General features: G+C 37.8%; 21 protein-coding genes. 10 read left to right on the forward strand and 11 right to left on the reverse strand.

Annotation, left to right across the window (positions count from 1 at the left end):
• The first annotated feature begins 201 nt into the window (after positions 1–201).
• The 4 genes from OM074_RS05655 (at position 202) to OM074_RS05670 (ending at position 3382) form a co-directional block, all read left to right on the forward strand.
• Positions 202–405, forward strand: coding sequence for a DUF4492 domain-containing protein (locus OM074_RS05655; RefSeq protein ID WP_301198344.1), 204 nt, complete (start codon positions 202–204; stop codon positions 403–405).
• A 12-nt stretch (positions 406–417) separates the two neighbouring features.
• Positions 418–2016 carry a cytochrome ubiquinol oxidase subunit I gene (locus tag OM074_RS05660; protein ID WP_301198345.1) on the forward strand — a complete coding sequence of 533 codons (1599 nt, stop codon included), beginning with the start codon at positions 418–420 and terminating at the stop codon, positions 2014–2016.
• Positions 2016–3149, forward strand: a complete 1134-nt coding sequence (gene cydB, locus OM074_RS05665) for a cytochrome d ubiquinol oxidase subunit II (RefSeq protein WP_301198346.1) — start codon at positions 2016–2018, stop codon at positions 3147–3149. Before OM074_RS05660 ends, cydB begins: the two co-directional genes overlap by 1 nt.
• 89 nt (positions 3150–3238) lie before the next feature.
• A complete protein-coding gene (locus OM074_RS05670) occupies positions 3239–3382 on the forward strand; it encodes a hypothetical protein (protein ID WP_301198347.1) in 144 nt (47 codons plus the stop codon).
• Between the two features lie 405 nt (positions 3383–3787).
• On the opposite strand, the gene OM074_RS05675 is transcribed toward OM074_RS05670, so the two are convergent.
• The 3 genes from OM074_RS05675 to OM074_RS05685 all read right to left on the reverse strand — a co-directional run bounded on the left by OM074_RS05675 (position 3788) and on the right by OM074_RS05685 (position 7265).
• Positions 3788–4516: a CDP-alcohol phosphatidyltransferase family protein gene (locus OM074_RS05675; RefSeq protein WP_301198348.1), complete on the reverse strand. Its 729-nt coding sequence runs from the start codon at positions 4514–4516 to the stop codon at positions 3788–3790.
• 135 nt (positions 4517–4651) lie between these two features.
• Entirely contained in the window at positions 4652–5887 is a 1236-nt protein-coding gene (gene bamG / locus OM074_RS05680) for a BamG family beta-barrel-assembly machinery protein (protein WP_301198349.1), read from the reverse strand.
• Positions 5877–7265: a DUF4270 family protein gene (locus OM074_RS05685; protein ID WP_301198351.1), complete on the reverse strand. Its 1389-nt coding sequence runs from the start codon at positions 7263–7265 to the stop codon at positions 5877–5879. Before OM074_RS05685 ends, bamG begins: the two co-directional genes overlap by 11 nt.
• Before the next feature lie 340 nt (positions 7266–7605).
• On the opposite strand from OM074_RS05685, the gene OM074_RS05690 reads away from it, so the two are divergent.
• The 3 genes from OM074_RS05690 to OM074_RS05700 all read left to right on the forward strand — a co-directional run bounded on the left by OM074_RS05690 (position 7606) and on the right by OM074_RS05700 (position 10070).
• On the forward strand, positions 7606–8640 hold the full coding sequence (locus OM074_RS05690) for a Kelch repeat-containing protein (protein ID WP_301198353.1): 1035 nt from the start codon (positions 7606–7608) through the stop codon (positions 8638–8640).
• On the forward strand, positions 8624–8950 hold the full coding sequence (locus tag OM074_RS05695; protein WP_301198355.1) for a DUF4907 domain-containing protein: 327 nt from the start codon (positions 8624–8626) through the stop codon (positions 8948–8950). Before OM074_RS05690 ends, OM074_RS05695 begins: the two co-directional genes overlap by 17 nt.
• Positions 8951–9320: 370 nt before the next feature.
• On the forward strand, positions 9321–10070 hold the full coding sequence (locus OM074_RS05700) for a phosphatase PAP2 family protein (RefSeq protein ID WP_301198357.1): 750 nt from the start codon (positions 9321–9323) through the stop codon (positions 10068–10070).
• Between the two features lie 224 nt (positions 10071–10294).
• Here the strand turns inward: OM074_RS05700 and OM074_RS05705 are convergent, their stop codons facing one another.
• The 5 genes from OM074_RS05705 to OM074_RS05725 form a co-directional block, all read right to left on the reverse strand.
• Complete coding sequence (locus OM074_RS05705; protein ID WP_301198359.1) at positions 10295–10720, reverse strand: substrate-binding domain-containing protein; 426 nt, start codon at positions 10718–10720, stop codon at positions 10295–10297.
• A gap of 31 nt (positions 10721–10751) precedes the next feature.
• Positions 10752–11840 carry a hypothetical protein gene (locus OM074_RS05710; RefSeq protein WP_301198361.1) on the reverse strand — a complete coding sequence of 363 codons (1089 nt, stop codon included), beginning with the start codon at positions 11838–11840 and terminating at the stop codon, positions 10752–10754.
• Positions 11841–11992: 152 nt separating this feature from the next.
• Complete coding sequence (locus OM074_RS05715) at positions 11993–12376, reverse strand: response regulator (RefSeq protein ID WP_301198362.1); 384 nt, start codon at positions 12374–12376, stop codon at positions 11993–11995.
• A gap of 230 nt (positions 12377–12606) precedes the next feature.
• Positions 12607–13239 (reverse strand): response regulator, encoded by a 633-nt coding sequence (locus OM074_RS05720; protein ID WP_301198363.1) that lies wholly within the window; start codon positions 13237–13239, stop codon positions 12607–12609.
• A complete protein-coding gene (locus OM074_RS05725; RefSeq protein WP_301198364.1) occupies positions 13236–15302 on the reverse strand; it encodes a PAS domain-containing sensor histidine kinase in 2067 nt (688 codons plus the stop codon). The genes OM074_RS05720 and OM074_RS05725 overlap by 4 nt, the downstream gene beginning before the upstream one ends.
• Before the next feature lie 376 nt (positions 15303–15678).
• On the opposite strand from OM074_RS05725, the gene OM074_RS05730 reads away from it, so the two are divergent.
• Together OM074_RS05730 and OM074_RS05735 are read left to right on the forward strand one after the other, a co-directional pair.
• Positions 15679–17961, forward strand: a complete 2283-nt coding sequence (locus OM074_RS05730) for a sodium-translocating pyrophosphatase (RefSeq protein ID WP_301198365.1) — start codon at positions 15679–15681, stop codon at positions 17959–17961.
• A 108-nt stretch (positions 17962–18069) separates the two neighbouring features.
• Positions 18070–19017: a pyridoxal-phosphate dependent enzyme gene (locus OM074_RS05735; RefSeq protein WP_301198367.1), complete on the forward strand. Its 948-nt coding sequence runs from the start codon at positions 18070–18072 to the stop codon at positions 19015–19017.
• Positions 19018–19101: 84 nt separating this feature from the next.
• Here the strand turns inward: OM074_RS05735 and cls are convergent, their stop codons facing one another.
• Positions 19102–20565, reverse strand: coding sequence for a cardiolipin synthase (cls, locus tag OM074_RS05740; protein ID WP_301198369.1), 1464 nt, complete (start codon positions 20563–20565; stop codon positions 19102–19104).
• A 41-nt stretch (positions 20566–20606) separates the two neighbouring features.
• Positions 20607–21659 (reverse strand): bifunctional diaminohydroxyphosphoribosylaminopyrimidine deaminase/5-amino-6-(5-phosphoribosylamino)uracil reductase RibD, encoded by a 1053-nt coding sequence (gene ribD, locus OM074_RS05745; RefSeq protein ID WP_301198370.1) that lies wholly within the window; start codon positions 21657–21659, stop codon positions 20607–20609.
• 43 nt (positions 21660–21702) lie between these two features.
• On the opposite strand from ribD, the gene prmC reads away from it, so the two are divergent.
• The gene (gene prmC / locus OM074_RS05750; RefSeq protein WP_301198371.1) at positions 21703–22560 is read left to right on the forward strand and encodes a peptide chain release factor N(5)-glutamine methyltransferase; all 858 of its coding nucleotides are present in this window, start codon (positions 21703–21705) and stop codon (positions 22558–22560) included.
• On the opposite strand, the gene OM074_RS05755 is transcribed toward prmC, so the two are convergent.
• Positions 22538–23131, reverse strand: a complete 594-nt coding sequence (locus OM074_RS05755) for an acyl carrier protein phosphodiesterase (protein WP_301198373.1) — start codon at positions 23129–23131, stop codon at positions 22538–22540. The two genes, prmC and OM074_RS05755, sit on opposite strands and share 23 nt — an antisense overlap.
• Between the last annotated feature and the right edge of the window lie 111 nt (positions 23132–23242).

The following is a 23242-nucleotide window of genomic DNA, read 5'->3' on the forward strand; positions in this document are numbered from 1 at the left end:
TCACCTAAAAAGCTATGCGCAAAGATACAAATTGAATGTTGAAATGTTCTTATTGTATCCATAAATGCATCATCAAAATAAGGGCAACTTTTTGAATCGACTGATAAAAACATTTGTTAATTTTAATATCAACATCAACAATTTTCTATTATACTTGTTACCTATATCAGAACAAAAACTAACAAATAAGAAAAACACACATTGAAAAGGATAATTGATTTTTATATGGATGGATTTAAAAACCTGCCCCAATGGGCCAGGTCAATATGGTTTATTATCCTGTTAAAGCTTTTCATCATATTTGTTATTTTCAAAATATTCTTTTTCCAGAATAAATTAAAAAAGGATTTTTCATCGGACAATGAAAGGGCCGATTATGTAATTGAGCAATTAACAAACCCATAAAACAATAAATAAATGTTCGAATCTATTGATCTTACTCTGGTGAACTGGTCCCGTGCACAATTTGCGCTTACGGCTATGTATCACTGGATTTTTGTGCCGTTGACTCTCGGCCTGGGCTTTATTGTAGCCTTTATGGAAACACTCTACGTTAAAACCGGAAACCCGGAATGGAAACGGATTACCAAATATTGGATGAAACTTTTCGGGATAAACTTTGCTATTGGTGTGGCAACGGGAATTATCCTCGAATTTGAGTTTGGAACCAACTGGAGCAACTACTCCTGGTTTGTAGGAGACATCTTTGGGGCTCCACTGGCCATTGAAGGTATCATGGCCTTTTTTATGGAGAGCACCTTTATTGCCGTTATGTTTTTTGGCTGGGGAAAGGTGAGCAAAAAGTTCCACTTAACATCCACATGGTTAACTGCCATAGGGGCCAATCTTTCCGCTGTCTGGATTCTGGTGGCTAATGCCTGGATGCAGGATCCTGTGGGAATGAAATTCAATCCGGATACTGCCCGCATGGAGATGGTTAACTTCTGGGATGTGTTTTTGTCGCCCAGCGCCGTTACCAAGTTTTTACACACCACAACTTCTGGTTTTGTTTTGGCCGCCATATTTGTTGTAGGAGTAAGCTCCTGGTACCTTCTTAAAAAGCGCGAGATACTATTTGCCAAGAAAAGTATTGTTATAGCCTCCACTTTTGGGATTATTGCATCAATTATGCTCATTGCCAGCGGGGATAGTTCTGCCCGTGAGATGGCTGAAAAGCAGCCTATGAAATTTGCTGCCATGGAAGCCCTTTATGAAGGAAAAACCAATGCCCCCTTAGTTGCCATTGGACTTATTGGTGATCCGCAGGATGACCCTATGGATAAAACTGCCAAAGAAGATTTTAAGATCAAGATTGAAATCCCCAATATGCTTTCGTACATGGCTTTTTTAAAAGCTGACGCCTTTGTGCCCGGTATAAAGGATCTTATCCTTGGCAACGAGAAACATGGCATTATGTCGTACAAAGAAAAGATACAAAGAGGTTATGAAGCCCAGCAAACCCTGGCTGCCTATAAAAAAGCGCAGAAAGAAGGCTTGCCCGAACTGGCATCATTAAAAGCTAAGTTTAATGACCAAAACTGGATGGATAACTATTTTCAGTATTTTGGATATGGTGCCTATTATGCCGAAGACGAGGCTCAGTTGGAGAAGAATGCATTTAAAATTATCCCTCCGATATCCATTTCATTTTATTCATTCCATATTATGGTAATATTAGGAGGGCACTTCCTGCTATTATTCATTATACTTTTATGGTTGATATTTAAAAACAAACTGGCAGATAATAAGATAGTGTTATGGACTGCAGTATGGTCAATTCCCCTGGTTTATATAGCATCTCAAGCCGGATGGATTGTTGCCGAAGTAGGACGCCAGCCCTGGGTAATACAGGATTTGATGACTACCTCAAGGGCCGTATCACAAATTGACAGTGGATCGGTTATGGTTACATTCTGGCTTTTTGCCCTGACTTTTACTTCGCTATTGATAGCAGAGGTGAAAATTCTTACCAAGCAAATTAAAATCGGACCTAAAAAAGAAGGAGGGAAAATATAATGTTTGAAAATTTATCACATTTAGCACTACAGCAGTATTGGTGGTTTTTAGTATCCCTGTTGGGGGCTATACTGGTATTCCTGATGTTTGTACAAGGAGGGCAAACGCTGATTAGCACCTTAGGAAAAACTAAAGATGAAAAAACGATATTGGTCAATGCCCTGGGACGGAAATGGGAATTTACGTTTACTACCCTGGTTACTTTTGGTGGGGCATTTTTTGCTTCATTCCCATTGTTTTACAGTACCAGTTTTGGTGGTGCCTACTGGGTATGGATGATCATTCTGTTTGCTTTTGTAATTCAGGCTATTGCATATGAATTCCGAAATAGACCCAGTAATGTTTATGGTCCTAAAACCTACGAAACGTTTTTGTTTATCAACGGTTTGGTGGGAACTATATTTATTGGCACGGCAGTAGCTACTTTTTTTACCGGCTCCAATTTTTCGGTAAACGATTTTAACCAATCAAAGTGGGATACCTCTTTTCATGGTTTAGAGGCTGCTTTAAATGTTCATAACCTTTCGCTTGGTTTAACTGTTTTCTTTTTGGCCCGGGTATTAGCTATTCTATATTTTATGAATGCTGTTGACCATAAAGAAATTCTTGAAAGAAGCAAAAAGCAACTCATGATCAACGGTGTTCCTTTTGTCATATTCTTTTTAACCTTTACCATTTGGTTATTGTTTAGAGATGGTTTTGCAGTAAACCCTGAATCTAAGGAAGTTTATATGCAGTCTTATAAATACTTTAACAACCTTATTGAAATGCCAGTGGTATTAATAGGCTTTTTAGTTGGGGTAGTATTGGTTCTTTGGGGAATCATTTCAAGCCTGATAAAGGATAACACAAAAGGCATTTGGTTTGCAGGCTCAGGAACTGTGGTTACCGTATTGATGCTTCTTCTGCTGGCAGGATATAACAATACTTCGTTTTATCCTTCGGTATCGAACCTGCAGAGTTCTTTAACCATTGAAAATGCCAGCTCAAGCCATTTTACCCTAACGGCAATGAGCTATGTATCATTGTTTATTCCTTTTGTGCTGGCATATATATGGTATGCCTGGAGGGCAATTAACAACAGAAAAATAGATCAGGAAGAAATAGAATCGGACGATATACATATTTACTAATTAGATTTTTAGAGTAAAGATAATAGACAAAAGACTTTAACGAGTAGTCTGTTATCTCTAATCTAATATCTCTAATCTTACAAAAAAACATGAAATACTTAAGTGAGATATTATGGTATTTGAGCTGGCCTTTATTAATAGTAATAAGTTACCAGGCTGTAAAATGGTTTATCAATAAATTTGAGAAACAGGAAGCTCAACTGGAAGAATCAAAGGATAATTTTGATATTTAGATAGCTCAAAGCATATGGGACGCTACACTTTAGCAGATGGCGGTTTATATGACGCAATAATATACTATGCCCTGGGAGAAAATGTCTCAGGGCATTTTTTATACAAAATCAGCAAGGAAATTCCTGGTTTGTAGTGAGCCCCCAGTGTTAACTCCTTTGTTCCCAAAACAGGGTATGCAAATAAAATACTGTAATTTTATAGTAACTTTTTCGCTTGTAACATGTTGTTTATGAGGTGGAATGATTTTTAGGTATAATCAGGATCGAGCCCCAAAGGTGTAAAATAGAGCCGATATTCACAAAAAAACGCAAAAAACGACAAAAATATAATACCATAGTAAGTACGACGACATATGCTTGTCATACCATAGGGGGACAAACCAAATTGCAATAAAGTAAGCATGCTCACTTCACTATTAACTTCACTATAGAGAATGCTACATACAAGGCAATAACCAAAGCAATACCTCCAATGCCAAAATAAACTATAAAGGCAAGGCTGCATAGCAAAAGGATATACCTGTCGATGTTTTCCAGCAGTTTGAAGTTTTTAAACTTTAATGAAAACATGGGGATTTCGGAAACTAAAAGGAAGCAGAAGATCGGAACAAAAGACAGTAGCAGCCATTGGTTATGAACAAGTCCGCTGAACATACCATTGTCGTGAACAAATACATATCCCAACGAAGAAAGAAACATTCCTGTAGCTGTTGTGGTAAGACCAATAAAACTTTCTGTCTGGCGCGTATCAACGTTAAACTTTGCCAACCTTAATCCGGAAAATACAGTTACGATAAAAGGCGACAAAACAAAGGCTATTGAAATCAAATCATACTGAAACATATCCCCTTCCATATCGCCCATAACAATTTGTTTTAGCATGGCATGTAAAATAGCCATGGGTGCAAAACCAAAGCTTATCATATCTGCTAAAGAATCCAACTCTTTTCCTATTGGAGAGTAGGCTTTTAACATACGGGCAGCAAAACCATCCGAGAAATCAAATAGAGCCCCGGCAAAAACAAAGAATGCGGCCACATCAATTTTTCCGTTAAAGGCAAAGAAAGCTGCCAACGCGCCACAGAATAAATTTAGACTGGTAATGGTGTTTGGGATATGTTTTTTGATCGACATAATTCTGTATTTTAAAATCCAACGAATTTAAAAAAGATATATTTCAAAAAAAATCGCATTCAGGAAAATGATCCCTAAATGCGATTATATATTTAATAGTCTAATAATCTATTTTCTCAGCTTAAATATCTTCTTCTAGTCGAACTGACGCTTCATAAACCAGAATTCAACCATCGATAAGCTCAGGTTAATTCCAAAATAGTTTTCTTTAATCAAATCACCTCCCCGTGGTCCTCTGCGGCCATAGTTTAGATTAATATTGAAGTACGAACGGCTATTTCTCATCGGGATACCAATTCCTGCACTGATTCCTGTATCAATAATAGAATTCCCTTCAACTTTTATATACGAATCTTCAACATATCCGCCAAGTTGGTACAAAAACGGGTTAGCTCTTTTTGTTTCACGGTTTCTAAACTCAGCTCCCATACTAAAACGGTGGCTGTCTTTTAAATCGGCAGCCCTGCTTTTATAGCTTACGCTGCTCCATTCCTGAAACCTATAATCGGCTGCAATCTTTAAACCTCTTTTATTTGCCCAGGCAACACCCCCTGCCATATTAACGGGTATCTTATAGTCTGTGCCATCATCAATATCTTCATTGATCCCTGCACCGCTCGACGATGATGTTGTTACTGAACGATTGGTTGCAAAATCCACTTCCGGGCTATAAGTTGCTCCCACACTAATTTCCTGATCAAATACGTTAACCCTGTATTGAAATCCCGGTTCAAACTTAAACTGTTGCACATAGTCGGTGTATTCAACACTAAGTGCACCTCCAATAACGCTTGAAGAAAATACTTCAGTTTTTTCGATACCTCCAAACAGGTATGACAGTTTCAAACCCAGGGCAAAATTCTTTCCTATGCCAACAGCATTACTTAAATAAACTTCATTAACACCTCCGGTGCCTTTGTACTCTTTGCCAATGATGTCCATAGAGCCCTCAATGGTAGATGTAGTTGCTACATTATATCCTACAGAAGACACTTGCGATAACCCGAAGCTGGTATACAAATTTTTGGCAGAACGGAATGCCAGTGAAATATTGTGCAATCCACCGGAAATAGCATCGCCGTTACCTTCATTGGTTTTATAGTTAGTGAAATTAACGCGTAATCCCATATCGATAAGCATATTCAAACTATCGATGCCAGTTAATGAAGCGGGGTTTAAGGCATTGATAAAGTTATCTGTTTGAATAGCCATACCAGTACCACCCATACCCTGGTTTTTAACCAGGCCTGAATTATTTATTGACCCTATTCCAAAATTAGTGTATGCCGAAGGCGCACCTGTTTGTCCTAACAGCGCTGCAGGAAGGGAAATTATTAAAATTATATATAATAGCTTTGTCTTAATCATCATAGCTGTCTTTATAATAATATGTATATAGTCTTAACTTAGGTTCAAAATCTTTATCCTGATTATTATGTCCTCCAAAAGAAAGAGTAGTTACCGTAGATCCTTCAAGTGTACCAGGCAGACCAACCAAAAACGAGAAGTCATCATCATAAACGCCGTCTAAAAGCTCGGTAACAAATTGTCTGGTAATATCTATAGAATAATATGGGTTCTCTTCTTCATCCAAAAAGTTGTCGTTTAATTGCATATATACAACATCGCCCGAATTAGTTGTCAATTGGTCCTTTCTTGCATTTTTTGTGTCCGATTCATATACAGCAAGATTTGATAGCAGGGTGTTAAAATCATCTTCCACATTAGCTGTAGGTACCAAAATTAACTCCGCTTTAATGATCTGATTTAAGGCAGGTAACATCTCAGCCCGCTTGAGGCCGGGGAATTCAAATTTGGTTAAAATACCGGTTCCGCCCTGAACATAGCAAATATCATTTAAATCTTTACTATTTATATCAATATCAATGTTTTCATTATCCAAAAGAGTATAAATACCAGAACCATCTGAAGCATCTTCTGTTTCAATGCTGTTAAATTGATAGGCCGAACTTTCTGCTTTAAATACAATTTCCTTGTCCACTCTTTGATCCATTGTTCTGTGGTAGAAAATCTTCATGCAGATGGATTCGGATGCATCATAACCAATTATAGTATTGTTTGTTTCCCGGTTACTTTTTAGAACAATTCCTCTAAAGAAATCTAAAAACAATGATGACTGTTCAATAGTATCTGTACGCCTTTTAAACATTTCAAATAAATCCCTTCCAAACTCTTTGTCTAAAGGAATTTTGATTGTATCAGTATCCGACACTTTGCTGAAGCTGGTAGAAAAAGAACCCAGTTCGCGTTTTGCCAAGACTCTGGTTGTGTTGTAGAAGTTATATTTTACATTATTAACCTCTTGGTCTTTTTTCATATCAATAAGATCAGATGCAACCTCGTTAACAGTAAATGAATGTTCACTAATTGTATCGCCCAAATAATAGCCATCATACTTAATGCAAAATTCAATACTGTCATATATATCATCTTCATCCAATACCTGTTTGCCGGGTGTTGTCATCCTGAAAATAGCATCGGAATGAACATTGCCTAACTGAGGATGAGAGAAACTCCCAACCAATGCCGTTCCTGTTTGAGATGTGCCAACCGAATCAAGGATTGCCGTACTCATACTGATAGAGAATGTATCGATCATTACAATCCCTGCACTATTATCAATATACTCTTCTCCCATCGGAGTAGATATTTCATCTAAACTTTGATCGCCACAAGCAAAACAAATGGCAATTAAAATTACACTACATATAAATAGATATTTATGCATGCTTTTTTTAATAAAAATTCGTAAACAAATGCTTTAATATACTGCGTTACCGCCTGTATTGTAAAAACAACGACAAAGGTGCAAAAAAAATTGTATCTGCCAACAATGAACCCGTTTCAATGTCGTTGTTATAATAGAATTAATTTAAGATGTAGTTTATAACTTTAAGATAATATGTCTATATTAGCGCAGATTTTTAAGGGTTAATGCAACAAACCAGTTTGATAAATTTTTAAAAAGTTAATTTCAGGTTAAAGTTTTTAAGGAGTTGGTCAAAGTGGTTTATTAGTTATATAATCGCAAGAGAAAATTTATAATAATAATTTTGAATTTAAACACAATGTTAAAGCAGTCAATATTTTTTATCTCAGCTCTTTTGATGGGTAGCTTATGTTTTACCAGTTGTTCTGATGATGACGATGATTATTTAGGAAACTGGGTAGAATATGGTGACTTTAGTGGTAAAGTACGGTCAGATGCAGTTTCGTTTACTATAGGCGATGATGTATATGTTGGTACAGGATACGATTATGATGATGACGAAAAGTTCAATGACTTTTGGAAATTACGAATCTCCGGAACTCCTGAAACCCAAATTTCAATACAATGGACTCAAATTGAGGACCTTCCTGGGGTAGCAAGAAACAGAGCGGTAGCTTTTGCAACTGATACTAAGGGTTATGTTGGTACAGGAAGTGATGAAGATGATGCTAAATTAAAAGATTTTTATGAGTACGACCCTGCAACAGGTTGGACTCAAAAATCAGATTTCAAAGGAACAGCACGAAGAGGTGCTACTGCTTTCTGCCTGGATAATATTGGTTATGTGGGTACCGGAGAAGATGATGATGAAAACAAGAGTGACTTCTTTTCATACAACCCTTCAACAGATACATGGACAGCAATTTCAAATGTACCTAAGAAAAGAAGGTTTGCAATGAGTTTTGTACTTGATGGAAAAGCTTATTTATTGAGTGGATTCGATAATGGTACATCACACGACGATTTTTATGAGTACGATGTAGCTAACAACGCATGGGTTGCAAAAAGAAGAATCTCTGATTATACAGATTCTGGTTACGATGATGATTATGACTACGATATTCAAAGATATAGTGCTGTTGTGTTTACCATGGATGGAAAAGCTTATTTAGCAACAGGAAGTCAAGGTGGTTTAACAAACCAAACATGGGAATGGGATCCAATGACAGATACATGGGATCAAAAAACCGATTTTGAAGGTGCTGCACGTTCAGGAGCTATTGCTTTTACTGTGAACAACGTAGGTTGGGTAGCAACAGGTGGTAACGGAAGTTACTCTTTTGACGACATGTGGTATTTTGAGCCAGATGAAGAATATGAGAACAAAGACTAAGTTTGTTTCTATTCTTATTCTTTTTGTTATTTGCTTTACTGGTTTTAGTTGTAAAAACAAAAAGAAGTATCATATTGAATATACCATTATTGAAGTAGATAATGGTTGGGGTTATGACATCTCTGTAAATGGTAAGGTTTTTATCCATCAGGATGTGATCCCTGGAGTTCAAGGCAAAAAGGCCTTTTATAGCCAACAAGACGCAGAAAAAGCTGCTAAATTGGTTGTGAAAAAAATAGAAAACAAAGAAATGCCTCCTGCAGTTTCCACACAGGAACTCAAGGAATTAGGCATTAAAACAGATTCTTAACGGAAATCGAAATATAAAGCCGGGATTGATTTTTCAATCCCGGTTTTTTTATGCCTGAATATGGCATATTTATATGGACTGAAGAAAGTACAGTGTATGTCACATACTTTTTCCCTTGTGATACAGTTGAACCCGTAATAATGTCGGTTGAAACGCTACAAAATACAGTTCATCCCGAAATTAGTCAAGAAAAATTTCATCCAAGCTATAACCTTTGTCGATCTTTTTGCGTTAAATCAAGCAGTTATCACACAAGGATAACGTTCAGGGAATTAATAACAAAAGATTTTTTGATATGGAGTGCAGAGCGGCGATGAGATCAATCTTTTTAATTACATTAATTTGCTTACCTTCTTTACTATGTTGTCAATTGGCCAAGTTTCCTTACAAACTTAAAAAGTCCGATTTCTTTATTTTAGGCATGGGCGTATCTGCCAAACTTGTGGCTGACAGCAGGGAAAGTGCCACACCAATGTCCTATGATGAAATCAGTAGCTTGCAAAGGACTGATATTAGCAGTTTAAACCGGGGGGCAACCTATAACTGGAACCAGGGATTGCACAAAGGAAGCGACTTTACCCGGGGACTGTTGCTTTTTGCACCCTCGCTTATGGTGGTAAACAGCGGGGTACAAACCCAGTTTGGGCACAGCTTTATTTATGGGGCTATGTACCTTGAAGTGGCCATGCTTACCTTTGGATTAACTGATTTATCCAAAACCATGGCGCAAAGAATCAGACCATACTTATATAATCCTGATGTTAGTATGGAAGATAAGCAAAACCAGATGAAGTATAATAATGGTTTCGATTCGTTTTGGTCGGGTCATACGGCCATGGCATTTGCATCGGCCGTATTCCTATCTAAAACCTACAGCGATATATATGGAAAAAATACTTTCAGCAAAGTGATATGGGGATCAAGCCTGGCATTGGCTTCAACTACAGGCTATCTGCGCTATAAGTCGGGAAACCATTATCCTACCGATATTCTGGTTGGGGCATTGGTAGGAAGTGCTATTGGGTTTATTGTTCCTTCAATGCATAAAAAAGAAAAACGGAACGACTATTTGAGTTATAGTGTTGGGGCAGGAAATTTTATGGTCAGATATACTTTTTAGAAAAGAGGTTTTTCAACCATAGGTTTCGATACAGCATGTAAATAAATCTTTTTTTCTTCCGACTGTACTTTAGTTACTGGTCCAATATTTCTATTTTGAATAAAATAAAAAAACACCACCAAAAGACTCCTGTCCTAAGGTGGTGTTTGCAACTAACTATTTGATCCGGGTCCAATTATTGTAACCGAACCCAGGAGGATGAGTAAATGTTGATTGGGTAAAATTTACTCTATTATTGTGATTACTTTAACACCGCTTAAATTGGCATCATCAGATACATAGCCAATGGCGCCTTTATTGTTTTTTACGTAGTCTACAACTTCCTTGTCGGAATCCTTTTCAATCGGAGCAGTAGTCATTCCGGAGAATATAGCCTTTTGCCAATAGCTTCTAATGGCTGCCACTTTTTTGTTGAAAACTTCTGTTGAAAAGGTTTCCCTTACGTTGGCATTGGCTTTTTGATCTATTGGGGTTATCTCAATTCCGTTGTCCCATTTTTTGTGTTTCTTCAAAAATACCAGTGCCAGTTCTTTTTGCGAAATGCTGTTGGTATTGTTTGATGTGTTAACAATTACTTTGAATGATGTGGCCATTACTTCAGTGCTTAGTGCTGTAATGGATAATATTATAAGTAGTATGAGTTTTTTCATTTTGTTCTTTTTTAAATGATTACCCGCTTCGTTAAAATGAATAAATAAATGATAGTACCATGCCATCAATATCTTGTACTTTATGCTCGTAGTGTAAGTACTCCAGTTTAAAGCTGCTTTCAAATGTTGGTTTAAACATTAATCCTGCCGTGTAACGTTCAAACTCAATGTCGTTTGTTGTTTGGTATTCGTAGCGCGCATATGGAGTGAACTTATTAATCATTTGGCTTAGTTCAATAAACGAACCTTTTAAATCTACTTCATCCGGCCCAATCGAAAAATCAGAATTCCAGAATTCACCAATTACTTTGGTGTTGTTTAATGCAAGTTTAAAGTCCAGACCATATGTAAGTTTATCAGTCTCCAGTTCTTTTACCATATCAAATTTGGTTAAATACACCGGTATGTATTCATTTTTGGGTTTAAAAACATTAAAACCAACTTTTATATAATCCTGATAGGCCAACCTGATATTTCCACCTAATGCCACATTATAAGAGTTGTTGTAGCCTTGGTGTATAGTGTAGTCGCTTTGAATAATGTTTTTATAATAGGCCACTTCATCTCCAAAAAAGCCTACGGCTCCTGTTTTCATCCAGGTAGTGTTTCTGTACCCTCCGGCAAATACCTCATAACTAAATGTAAGGTTGCTCCCAATATGTCCGTTAAGTGAAACGGCATCCATATTTAGTGGGAAAAACTCGTGGTTCGAAACCAATACCGGTAAAGTGGCACTCGAATTCACAGGAGCATAGTAATAAGTGTTCATAGGGCTTAGGGGTGTTAAAAAGCGACCAGCCTTAATGTTTGTTTTTTCGCCAAGCTTGTATTGTATGTTAGCTTCATTTAACATTTGGTTAAATGAAAAATCAGGACGGTACACAAATACCGCCTTGAAAGTGAGGTTTTCTGTAGGTTGGTATGTGGTCAATAATCCGGCTTCGGCCAGGGTAACACCATAGTTATTGTCGTATCCCTTTAAATCGTCAAAAGCATTAAATTCCGTTGAAATATACCCGGTAATCCTTTTTTGTGGTTCCCAGTTGTCCTGAGCTTTTACGTTAAAAGCTGCAGACAACAGCATCAATACCCATGCAATAGTAATTATTCTTCTCTTCATCTCTCTATAAATTAAATAATGTCTTATTTATACCTGGTTTCTGCAAGAAAACTCATGATTCCTGCGCTCACCCCTTTGATTCCCTAAAGGGGTGTGGGTGGGCTAGCAAAAATTTCAGCAGTTTTCTTGCAAGCTCTACCTAAAATGCATCGTTAACCGGCAATAGCCTTTTCTACGGTTGGGATCAGTTCTGTGTAAACATCCTTTTTAAGCACACAATCCATGAAGCCATGCTCTTTCAATGATTGAAGCAATAATTGGCTGCAGTGCATGGTTATGGCAATTACTTTAATGTTATGATGAGGATATTTGGATATATAATGTGACGCCGTTTGCAGCCCATCCAGACCCGGCATATTTATATCCATAAAAACGATGTTGGGAATGTTCATGCACCTCTTTTCAATGAACTCATTACCAGAGGAAGCTTCGCAAGATATTTCCCAATTGGTATTGGTTTCAATAAAAAACCTTAGTCCTGCCCTAAATATTTTGTTGTCATCAACAATCGCAATTTTCAAATTGTCCTTCATCATAGTTTTGTTTACAGTGCAAAGTTGCACCTCAAGAAGGGATTTTGAAATGGGGGGATTTGGTAAATTGAAGTAGTGGTCTACTTAATTGCAATAGGGGAAAACCCTTAGTAATGTTATGAATATAAATGTTCTTTAATAAAAGAAACTTCTAAAATGAATAGTTGTTGCTGTTAGTAAATCTCTAATATACAGGGAGAAATAGGCAGTTTAAGGCTGGAAGCTGTTTATGACTATATTGAAGTATAGTTGTTTTTTACGGCCCATATTACCAGTTGTGCAATGTTTTTTTGTTCCGACTTGCGTAGGATGTTTGAGCGGTGTACCTCAACGGTTTTTTGACTAAGGAATAACGATTCGGCTATTTCTTTTGTGGATAAGCCTTTGCATATTAATTGCAGTACTTCAATTTCCCGGTTCGACAACTGGTTTTCTTTACTGTTGGTTCCTCCAATTGCACTCAGGGCCATTTTTTGTAAAATCTCCTGCGAAAAGTAGTTACCCCCTTTGTATACCTCCATAATAGCTTGACCCAATTCATATTTGCCTGCCTTTTTTAGCACGAAGCCATGTGCCCCTGCCTGAATCATTTGCATATAGTACGAATCTTCAACAAACATAGTAACGGCAATTACTTTTAAATCAGGTTTTATGGCCTTGGCCTTTTGCGTGGTTTCAATGCCGTTCAAGCCTTCCATTTTTATATCCATAAGCACAATGTCGATGTTCAGGTTATCGAGGTCGCTTAAAAACTCATTGCCTGAACAATAGTCCTTTACAATATTAATTTCATCAATTTGGTCGAGTACCAGTACCAGCCCTTCCCTAAACAATTCGTGGTCGTCAACAATAGCTACATTAATCATACATTTTCGGTTTTTGGTAACTTAATAAAAACTTTTACCCCTTTGTTAGGTTGACTTTTTATGGCAAACTGTCCGTTGAAGGACTGAATACGGTTCTTTAAATTTCCTAATCCCATGCGCAAGGTGTCCGGAGAAATGTTTTGGGTGTTAAAACCTTTCCCGTTATCTTTATAATGCAAGTCTATTTCCGCATCGGTTTCAAAGATGTTAAATTCTACCCTGCTTGCTTCTGCGTGCTTTATCGTGTTATTTACTAACTCTGTAAATAACCTGTATATGGTAATTTCTTTGTTTTCGTCAAATCTGCCTATTCCATTGTGAGTAAAGGCAAAGTCGAATTCCTGCCGTAGGTTAAATTTGCTGATGAATGCCTCAACTGCCGCCACAATACCATGGTTTACCAATATATGCGGGCTGATGTTGAATGATATTTCAGAGATACTGTTTACGGCTTCTTCCACAGTGTCTATTAATCTGCTTTTTATTACCAGTTGCTTGTCAGTGTTGGGCGCATCAACCAGGGCTTGTGCATACAGTTTTATGGTTGTTAAAATGGGCCCTATGCCATCATGTAAATCAGATGAAATGCGTTTTCTCTCATTCTCTTCAGTCTGTATTACTGAATTAAGCACCAGGTTCTGACTTCTTTTTCGGTCAGTAATGTTCCTTTCTACAATAGTATAATAGCTCATGCCAAGCTCTTTGATGGCTTTTATACTGATTAATGTGTGTATGGGAGCTTTGGAATTGTTTGTGTGTATCCATTCAAAAACCTGGGGTTGCCCTTTAAGAGCCATACTAATTTTTTCAGCAAAGTTTACAGATTCGTTTTGCTTGTGCATAATCTGGTTTAGGTTTGTAAAAGGAATGCTGTCATTTTTTCCTTTGATTAAATCCGGATATAGCTCTTTTGCAACCCTGTTGTGCTCAATTACCTTAGGTCCTCTCATTAATAAAATGGCATCGCTGGTTTCTTCAAATATGGTACGGTATAGTTTTTCGTTTTTGGTTAGCGCTTCATTGGCAATGGTTTCCTCTGTAACATCTTTTAAAACGACCAGATACTGGTGCTTTTCATCATAGCTGATATCAACTGTTTGGCTTTTCATCACCAGCCTTTCTCCGGTTTTTTTTGTTGTATTGATAAGTAAATCTGATAATGCCTCTTGCTTTCGTGATTGTTCTTCTGGTATATTTATAGCGCTTTTGTAATCATTTCCTAAAAGTAAAAGGCTGTTTAAACCAATCATTTCATCCCTGTTGTATCCGTATATTTTTAAAACAGATGGGTTAACATCGGTTATGGTATAATCAGATGATAAAACCATATAGCCGTCATAACTGCTGTTGTATAAAGTTCTAAATCTGTGTGCATGGTCATGTGCCACTACTTCTGCCTTTTTTCTTTCTGCAACCTGAATCAATAATTCTTTGTTCAATATATCAAGCTCTGCAACTTGTTTTTCTAGCAAGATTATATTCTGGCGGTTGTTTTTAAAAACAAAAAATATTAGCGCAGCCACAAAACTAACCCCCATTATAAGTTCAAATATCCTTATAATAATAGTGCTGATGTTATTATGGAACATATCGGGATCATAATAGAAAGAGATGGCCTTAAAATGGAAAAGAATGGGTATTGAAATAAAGCCCAGTATAGTTAAAGCTACTGTATATATCGAAGTTTTAACCGTTGATGTGAGCAGCGTGTAGCTTATTAGAATAATGGCTATAACTGTCATAAACTCAAGGTTCATGAACATAGACTCTTTTGTTCCAAAAAAGATAAGGGCCATATAAAACACGATGCGTTTATATCTATAGGCTATTTTTTTATAAAAAATGAAAAAGAGGAGAGATGTGCCCAATAGCACGTAGTTGGAGTAAATTGATATGGGATGGTAATGGTGGGCTTCTCCGCTTAATATATTGATGTATATAATCAAAGGCATGGTTAACACGATCATAGCATATATTGCTAAATCTGTGATTTTTTCACTGAAGGCCTGAAGTTTGCCTTCAGTAGAGTTTGTGATTTTGTTTCCCCCTTTGTCCATTGACATAGTTTTCCTTTATAATTAAATACGTATGCGGCCCTAAAATGATACAGTTATAAGTAATTTTGGGATGTTTGATGATATTAGACTAAAAGCTGAACCTGATTACCTCAAAAGTTCATTACGCTATCAACAAACACCAACGTTCGCAAAAAGTTTTAAAAAAATCCTTCTTCTTTTTTTTGAGGGCGCGAAGATAAATAAAGGTTGGTATTTACTTGTCGTTGAACTATGTTTTTGTTCCCTGTTTTATAGCACATTCCGTAATAAAATGTAGGTTAGGGTATTGATAGCATTCAATTTTTATTATCTTGGGGTAACCTTAAAAAAAATGAAATCAGTTAATCTCAATAAATCAAAAACAAATTAATCTATTTTAATTATGGTGACACAATTATTTTGGATCATACCAGTTGCATCTGTTGTTGCATTGGTGTTTGCCTGGCTTTTTTTTAAAAGCATGATGAAAAATTCCGAAGGAACGGATAAAATGAAGGAAATAGCCCAGCACGTGCGCGATGGAGCTATGGCTTATTTATCACGGCAGTACAAAGTTGTAGGGATTGTATTTGTTGTTCTTTTGGTTATTCTTACCATTTTAGCTTACATGGGTGTTCAAAACCCCTTTGTTCCTATTGCGTTTTTAACCGGAGGTTTTTTCTCGGGGCTGTGTGGATTTTTAGGGATGAAAACAGCTACGTTTGCTTCCGGCCGTACCGCACAGGGGGCTTCAGAGTCTTTGAATAAAGGCCTTAAGGTGGCCTTCCGTTCAGGTGCCGTGATGGGACTGGTTGTGGTTGGTTTTGGACTGTTGGATATTTCACTTTGGTATTTGTTGCTTACAAAAGTCATTTATACTGCAGAACATATGAGTACTGGCTTGCACTTTTTAGGCTTGGATTTTGTTCATGCCGGAATGGATGAGTCTCAAAAACTAATGGAAGTTACAGCTACCATGCTAACCTTTGGTATGGGTGCTTCTACTCAGGCGTTATTTGCCCGTGTGGGTGGTGGTATTTACACCAAGGCTGCCGATGTGGGTGCTGATTTGGTTGGTAAGGTTGAAGCCGGTATTCCGGAGGATGATCCTCGAAATCCTGCTACCATTGCCGATAATGTGGGTGATAATGTAGGTGATGTTGCCGGTATGGGAGCCGACCTTTACGAGTCGTATTGTGGATCTATCCTTGCCACAGCAGCTTTGGGAGCCGCGTTGTCTATTAATGGCGGAGATGATGCTGCAGGAAAAGTAATTGCACCAATGTTGGTTGCCGCTATCGGTATCATACTTTCTATAGTGGGTATTTTTATGGTGCAAACCAAAGAAGATGCCACCGCAAAAAGCTTGTTGAACTCACTGTTAATTGGTACAGGGGGTAGTTCTGTTCTAATTCTGGGTGCTATAGCTGGTATGGCTGCATTGGGTTGGATTAGTTGGGGTATTTTTGGTTCCGTAATCGCAGGTCTTGTAGCTGGGGTAATTATTGGACAGGGTACTGAGTATTATACTTCGGATGGTTATAAACCAACCCAGGGTATTTCAAAACAAGCACAGCAAGGACCTGCAACAACCATTATTGATGGTGTGGCAGTGGGAATGTACTCAACATGGATCCCTGTTATTACCATTGTGGCTGGTATTATAGCTGCATTTGGTTTTGCAGGAGGATTTGATGATTTTGCTGAAGGTGTTTATGGTATTGGGTTTGCTGCAGTGGGAATGCTTTCTACTTTAGGTATTACTTTGGCAACGGATGCTTTTGGACCTATTGCTGATAATGCCGGTGGTAATGCCGAGATGAGTGAGTTGCCTGCAGAAGTTCGTGAAAGAACAGATGCCCTGGATATGTTGGGTAACACTACTGCAGCTACTGGTAAAGGATTTGCCATTGGATCGGCTGCGTTAACCGCTATGGCACTTATGGCTGCTTATATGGAAGAGGTTAAAATATGGTTGAAAAGGGCTCTTGTTGATGGCGAAACAGTGGTTCAAAACTCTATTCAGTTTGTGTTGGATTCTTCGGTTCAGGTTACAGAAGGTACCAAAGCCGTAGTTATTTCAGAAGCCTCGTTAAAAGACTTTTCTACTTTTTATGACTTGTCTCTGTTTAATCCGATGCTATTGGCCGGATTGTTTATCGGTGCCATGATGGCGTTCGTGTTCTGTGCCATGACAATGAAAGCCGTAGGTCGTGCAGCAGGAGCCATGGTTGATGAGGTTCGTCGTCAGTTTAGAGAAATTCCTGGAATCCTTGAAGGTAAAGGGACGCCTGAATATGCCAAATGTGTGGCCATATCAACTAAAGGAGCTCAAAAGGAAATGTTGTTGCCTTCGCTGTTGGCTATTATTGTACCTATTGTGGTAGGTATTATTTTTGGTGTGGCAGGAGTTGTAGGCTTGTTGATGGGTGGTTTAACTACCGGCTTTACTTTGGCTATCTTCCTTAACAATGCAGGAGGTGCCTGGGATAACGCTAAAAAATACATCGAAAAAGGAAATTATGGTGGTAAAGGTAGCGAAGCCCATAAGGCAGGTGTTGTTGGTGATACGGTAGGAGACCCATTTAAAGACACATCAGGTCCTTCATTAAATATTCTTATCAAGCTTATGACTATGGTAAGTGTTGTAATGAGTGGATTGACTGTTGCTTTTGCAATATTCTAAAATCAAAAAAAACAGATAAGATTCAAAGCCCGGATATATATGTCTGGGCTTTGTCTTTAATATAAATTAAAAAGCTCTGTATTTCAGTGTTTGTGTTTTAGTTATGTCATGACCAATATTCCTCAATTCCAGGATGTAGAGTCTGCTTACAACAGGATTCATCAATACATCCATTTTACACCTGTATTATCAAGCTCAGCCATTAATCAAATAGCAGGGTGTGAGATATTTTTTAAATGTGAGAACTTTCAAAAGGTTGGAGCTTTTAAGTTCAGGGGAGCCTGTAATGCTGTTTTTTCATTAACAGATCAACAGGCATCAAAAGGAGTTGGTACCCATTCCTCAGGTAATCATGCAGCAGCCTTGGCGCTGGCTGCCCAAATAAGAGCAATAGATGCTTATATAGTAATGCCGGAAAATGCACCTGAAATAAAGAAAATGGCTGTTAAGGGCTATGGGGGGAAGATTACGTTCTGCAAACCAACACTTCAGGCCAGAGAAGATACTTTAGATGCCATATTAAAAAGCACTGGTGCTATTATGGTGCACCCTTACAACCAAAATGAAGTTATTGCAGGACAAGGGACTTGTGCCTTGGAATTGCTACAGCAATGTGATTGTTTAGATGCTATTGTTGCTCCTGTTGGGGGTGGGGGACTTTTGAGCGGGACCTCGATGACTGCAAAATATCTTAACCCTGAAATTGAAGTTATAGCAGCTGAACCAGAAGGGGCTGATGATGCTTTCCGCTCATTTCAAAAAGGTGAACGGATTCCGGTTACTTCCACCAATACTATTGCTGATGGATTATTAACCTCTTTAGGAGAATTGACGTGGACAATAATCAGAAAAAATGTTGACCGGATCTATACATGCACGGATCCTGATATTATTGAAGCCATGTGGTTGATCTGGGAAAGGATGAAGATTGTTGTGGAGCCATCAGCAGCAGTGGCACTTGCCATAATCCTTAAACACAAAAATGTATTTAAAGGGAAAAGAGTAGGGGTAATTTTAACGGGGGGAAATGTGGATTTGGGGAAGTTGCCGTTTTAAATTGAATGCTTGACGAACAATGAGGTTTCTCTATAAAACAGGAGTTATCTTGCTAAAATTATATAACATTTACCGGTCTGATGTTTACAACAACGGACTTAATAACCGGGCAAGCGACTCTTTCGCTTTTTGCTTCAAGGGACGTTTTCTCCATTCTGCATAGATTAACCTGTCGCTATCTGCAAAATCGTCTTTAAAGGTTTGTTTCACTTCCCTGGCAAAGTCTTCATCGTAAATAAAGGATGTTACTTCAAAGTTCTGCTCAAAGCTCCTGAAATCTATATTGGCCGATCCAATTGAGCTTACAATATCATCAGAAACAATGACCTTGCTATGTATAAAGCCTTTCTTGTAAAAATAAATCTTTACCCCGGACAGCATCATTTCTTTTAAATAAGACATGGTTGAAAGCTTGGTAATTAAAGCGTCCGACTTTTCCGGGATCAGTATTTTTACATCAACACCTCCCATGGCTGCAGTTTTTAATGCCATTAAAACACTTTCGTTGGGCATAAAATACGGCGTTGCGAGGTACACATATTTTTTTGCAGTGGTAATTATTTTAAAGAAACCCATCATAATACCGGGCCAATCAGTGTCCGGCCCACTGGCACTGATCTGTACCATTTTATTGTCTTGCGGTTTCTTAATAGGGAAATATTCTTCGTTGGCAAGTTCTTGCTGACTAACAAAATACCAGTCAAGCGAGAAGATGTATTGCAGACTGTTAACAGCATCGCCCTCTATTTTAATATGGGTATCTCTCCACTTGCCTAATCCTTCCTTTCCATGTATATACCTGTCAGCAACGTTGATTCCACCTACAAAACCTACATAGCCATCAATTACCACAATTTTCCTGTGATTTCTGTAGTTTACCTTGCTGGTGAAAATCGGGAACCTAACTTCAAGGAATGAATATATTTCGATACCCGCTGCACGCATCATCTTAAAATAGTCCTTTTTTAGTTCCCAGGAACCCACATCATCCACTATCATTCTTACTTTTACGCCTTCTTTAACTTTTTCAAGCAAAATATCTTTGATGATATTCCCGATAGTATCCCGGGCAAAAATATAGTATTGCAGATGAATAAAATGCTTAGCCTTTTTGAGTTCTTCTATTAATGAATCAAATTTTTGGTCACCATTGTTAAGCAGGGTCACACTGTTTCCGGTGGTAACAACCGAATCGCTGTTATTTAGCTGAAGCTGGATGATACTGGCTTTATCCTGGATAACATCGTCTGAGGACCATTCGTTTTCGCTAAGGGCTTGGGTTTGTGCATGGGCAATCTTGCTTATATAGTCGTGATTCTTTAGCCCTTTGCGTTTAATAATCTTTTCTTTACGGAAGTTTTGTCCAAAAAACACATACAAAACAATACCCAGGCCCGGCAATAACAACAATACGAGTATCCAGGACAGGGATTTTAAGGGATTTCTGTTCTCCAGAATCATAACGCCCATAACCATGAAAATGGAAATGGCATATGCCGTAACTATAAAAATATATATTATTGATTCAAGGTTTTCGCTCCACCACATATGGTTAGTTTATTAGTATGGTTTTAATGTTTCTCGTAAAATTATCTGGCATTAAAATTACGGTAATAAAACAGCTGGCTATTGCCAACTATATCTTCCGCAATGGGTTTGTTGTTTATTACAGGTGCTTTTACGCCATTTTTAAACCATTTGTTGCCCACAAAGCGTCTTGCTTCATCCCAATAACCCGATTGAATAAAGTGTTGAAGAATTTCTTTTCCACCTTCAATAATTAGTGATTGAAGCTTTTGCTGATGTAAAAATAAGCTTATCTGTGGAATAATATCAGTGTTGGAATCTGTTTTACAATACATAATATTGGTTTTGTCCTCTTTTGGATTTTCTGTAAATACGATGGTTTTTACAGAATTATCCAAAAGGTTGTTTGAGGATGGAACCCTTCCTGTCCTGTCAATTAATACCCTTACCGGATGGTTGCCGCTCCATTCCCTTACGGTTAGCGAAGGATTATCCTTAATAGCGGTGTTTGTGCCCACTAATATTGATTGCTCCTGTCTTCGCCATTTGTGTACCAGTTTTTTTGCAAGGGTGTTTGTAATCCAGGTTGGTTCTCCAAAATTCTCTTGCTCCCTGTCAATATCTATAAATCCATCAAGGGTTTCTGCCCATTTTAAAATGATATACGGTCTTTGTTTTTCGTGGTAAGTAAAAAAGCGCTTGTTTAGTTCCCGGCTTTCTTTTTCCATTACCCCAACAATAACATCAGTACCCGCTTTCTCCAGCATTTCTATTCCCTTTCCCGCTACTTCAGAAAAGGTGTCGGTACAGCCAATTACCACACGGGGAATCAGCATTTCTTTAATGAGTAATGAGCAAGGTGGTGTTTTTCCATAATGAGCACAGGGTTCAAGGTTAACGTATAGAGTTGATTCTTTTAGTAGTTCTTTGTTCTTAACCGAGTTTATGGCATTTACTTCTGCATGGGGTTCTCCTGCTTTATGATGATACCCCTCGCCGATAATCCTGTCGTTGTAAACTATAACTGATCCAACCATGGGGTTGGAGTATGTATTCCCAAGTCCGTTTGCTGCTAATTCAAGGCAGCGGAACATATATTTTTCGTTGATACTCATAATCACAAAAATGGTTAATTTTGCGGCATAACAAAAATAAAAAATGGAGTTTAAAACAATAAATCAACTGTCAGCTGCCTTTCAGGAAGCATTATCGGATATTTATCCGGCTGAAGAGATCAGGAATTTCGTTTTCTTTATCATGGAATACCTGCTGGGATATTCAAAGGTGGATATGCTTATGAAAGGTGAAGAAGAACTGAGTGCGGGAACACTAGGCTTTTGTCAGGATGCATTGGGTAAATTGAGACAGCATGTTCCAATCCAGTATATTTTGGGTGAGACTGAGTTTTATGGGCTCAGGTTTAAGGTGAGCAATTCGGTTCTGATTCCACGTCCTGAAACAGAGGAGCTGGTTCATTGGATTATTGAAGAAGCAAACGCAGAACCATTGTCTGTTCTTGATATAGGGACCGGTACCGGGTGTATACCCATAACTTTAAAGAAAAATATATTGGGGGCGCAAGTGGAAGGCTGGGATATTTCTGACGAGGCTTTGCTGATGGCTAAAGAAAATGCTGAACTGAACCAGGTAAAAGTTGCTTTTTATAAACAGGATGCGCTGAATATTCCCGAAATAGATCAACAGTTTGATGTGATAGTGAGTAATCCTCCATATGTTTTAAATAAGGAAAAAGTGTTGATGAAACAAAATGTGTTGGATAATGAGCCACACCTGGCTCTTTTTGTCCCGGATGCAGAGCCTCTGTTGTTTTACAAGTCAATTAGTGCGTTTGCCATTAAAAATTTAAAACCAGGGGGTAAGCTATATTTTGAAATTAATGAAGCATACGGAAAAGAGACCGTTGAGATGATGGAGCATCTAGGCTTTAAAAATGTTGAGTTGAGAAAAGATTTGTTTGATAAATATCGTATGGTTAGGGGAGTAAAGCTGCGTTGATCTCCAGATTCACCATCTGCCTGAGTTCCGTAAAATATAAATTGAATTCCAAATCTAGTTCATGGTATTGTTCTCTTATGATTTTTATGGCACATTCACTTTTGTTGGGCAATGAGCTGTAGTTGGCCATTATGGTCAATGATTTTTCTATGCCCCACAGGTGTTGATAGTTTTCTAATCGCCGGCTTTTAATTAAAAAGGGCAAAAAGCCTTTTACCCTTGGAGGGAGGCTGAAATAGTGACGCAACAGATAGGAGTGCACATGGTCAACATATTTGTTTAGAGGTTCAGTTGAGTACTGATTCCAGTTTTTGGCCAAAAAGTGGTCGTAAATTACATCAATAACCACCGATGAATACCTTTGGTAGCATGGTTTAAACCTTGAACTGCTTTGTTTTACAATACTATGTTTATCAGTAAATGCATCTATTTTTCTGTGTAAGAGGATACCTTTCTGTATTTCGGGAGAAAAAGACCGGTATTTGTTCCCTTTTACAAAGTCGCCAATAAAATTCCCGAGCATCACTTTGTTAACACCCCCGGACAGATATAAATGGGCCAAAAAATTCATGTTTCAAAGTTATTAATCATTTAGTAAAATATGATCAATTTACATCTCCTGATTTAATAAATTCAGCTATATTTATTTCTTGAAACCTATCGTTTATATTTCTAATCAAAA

This window comes from Plebeiibacterium marinum (assembly GCF_026013615.1).
GTDB classification, from domain to species: Bacteria; Bacteroidota; Bacteroidia; order Bacteroidales; family Marinilabiliaceae; genus Saccharicrinis; species Saccharicrinis marinus_A.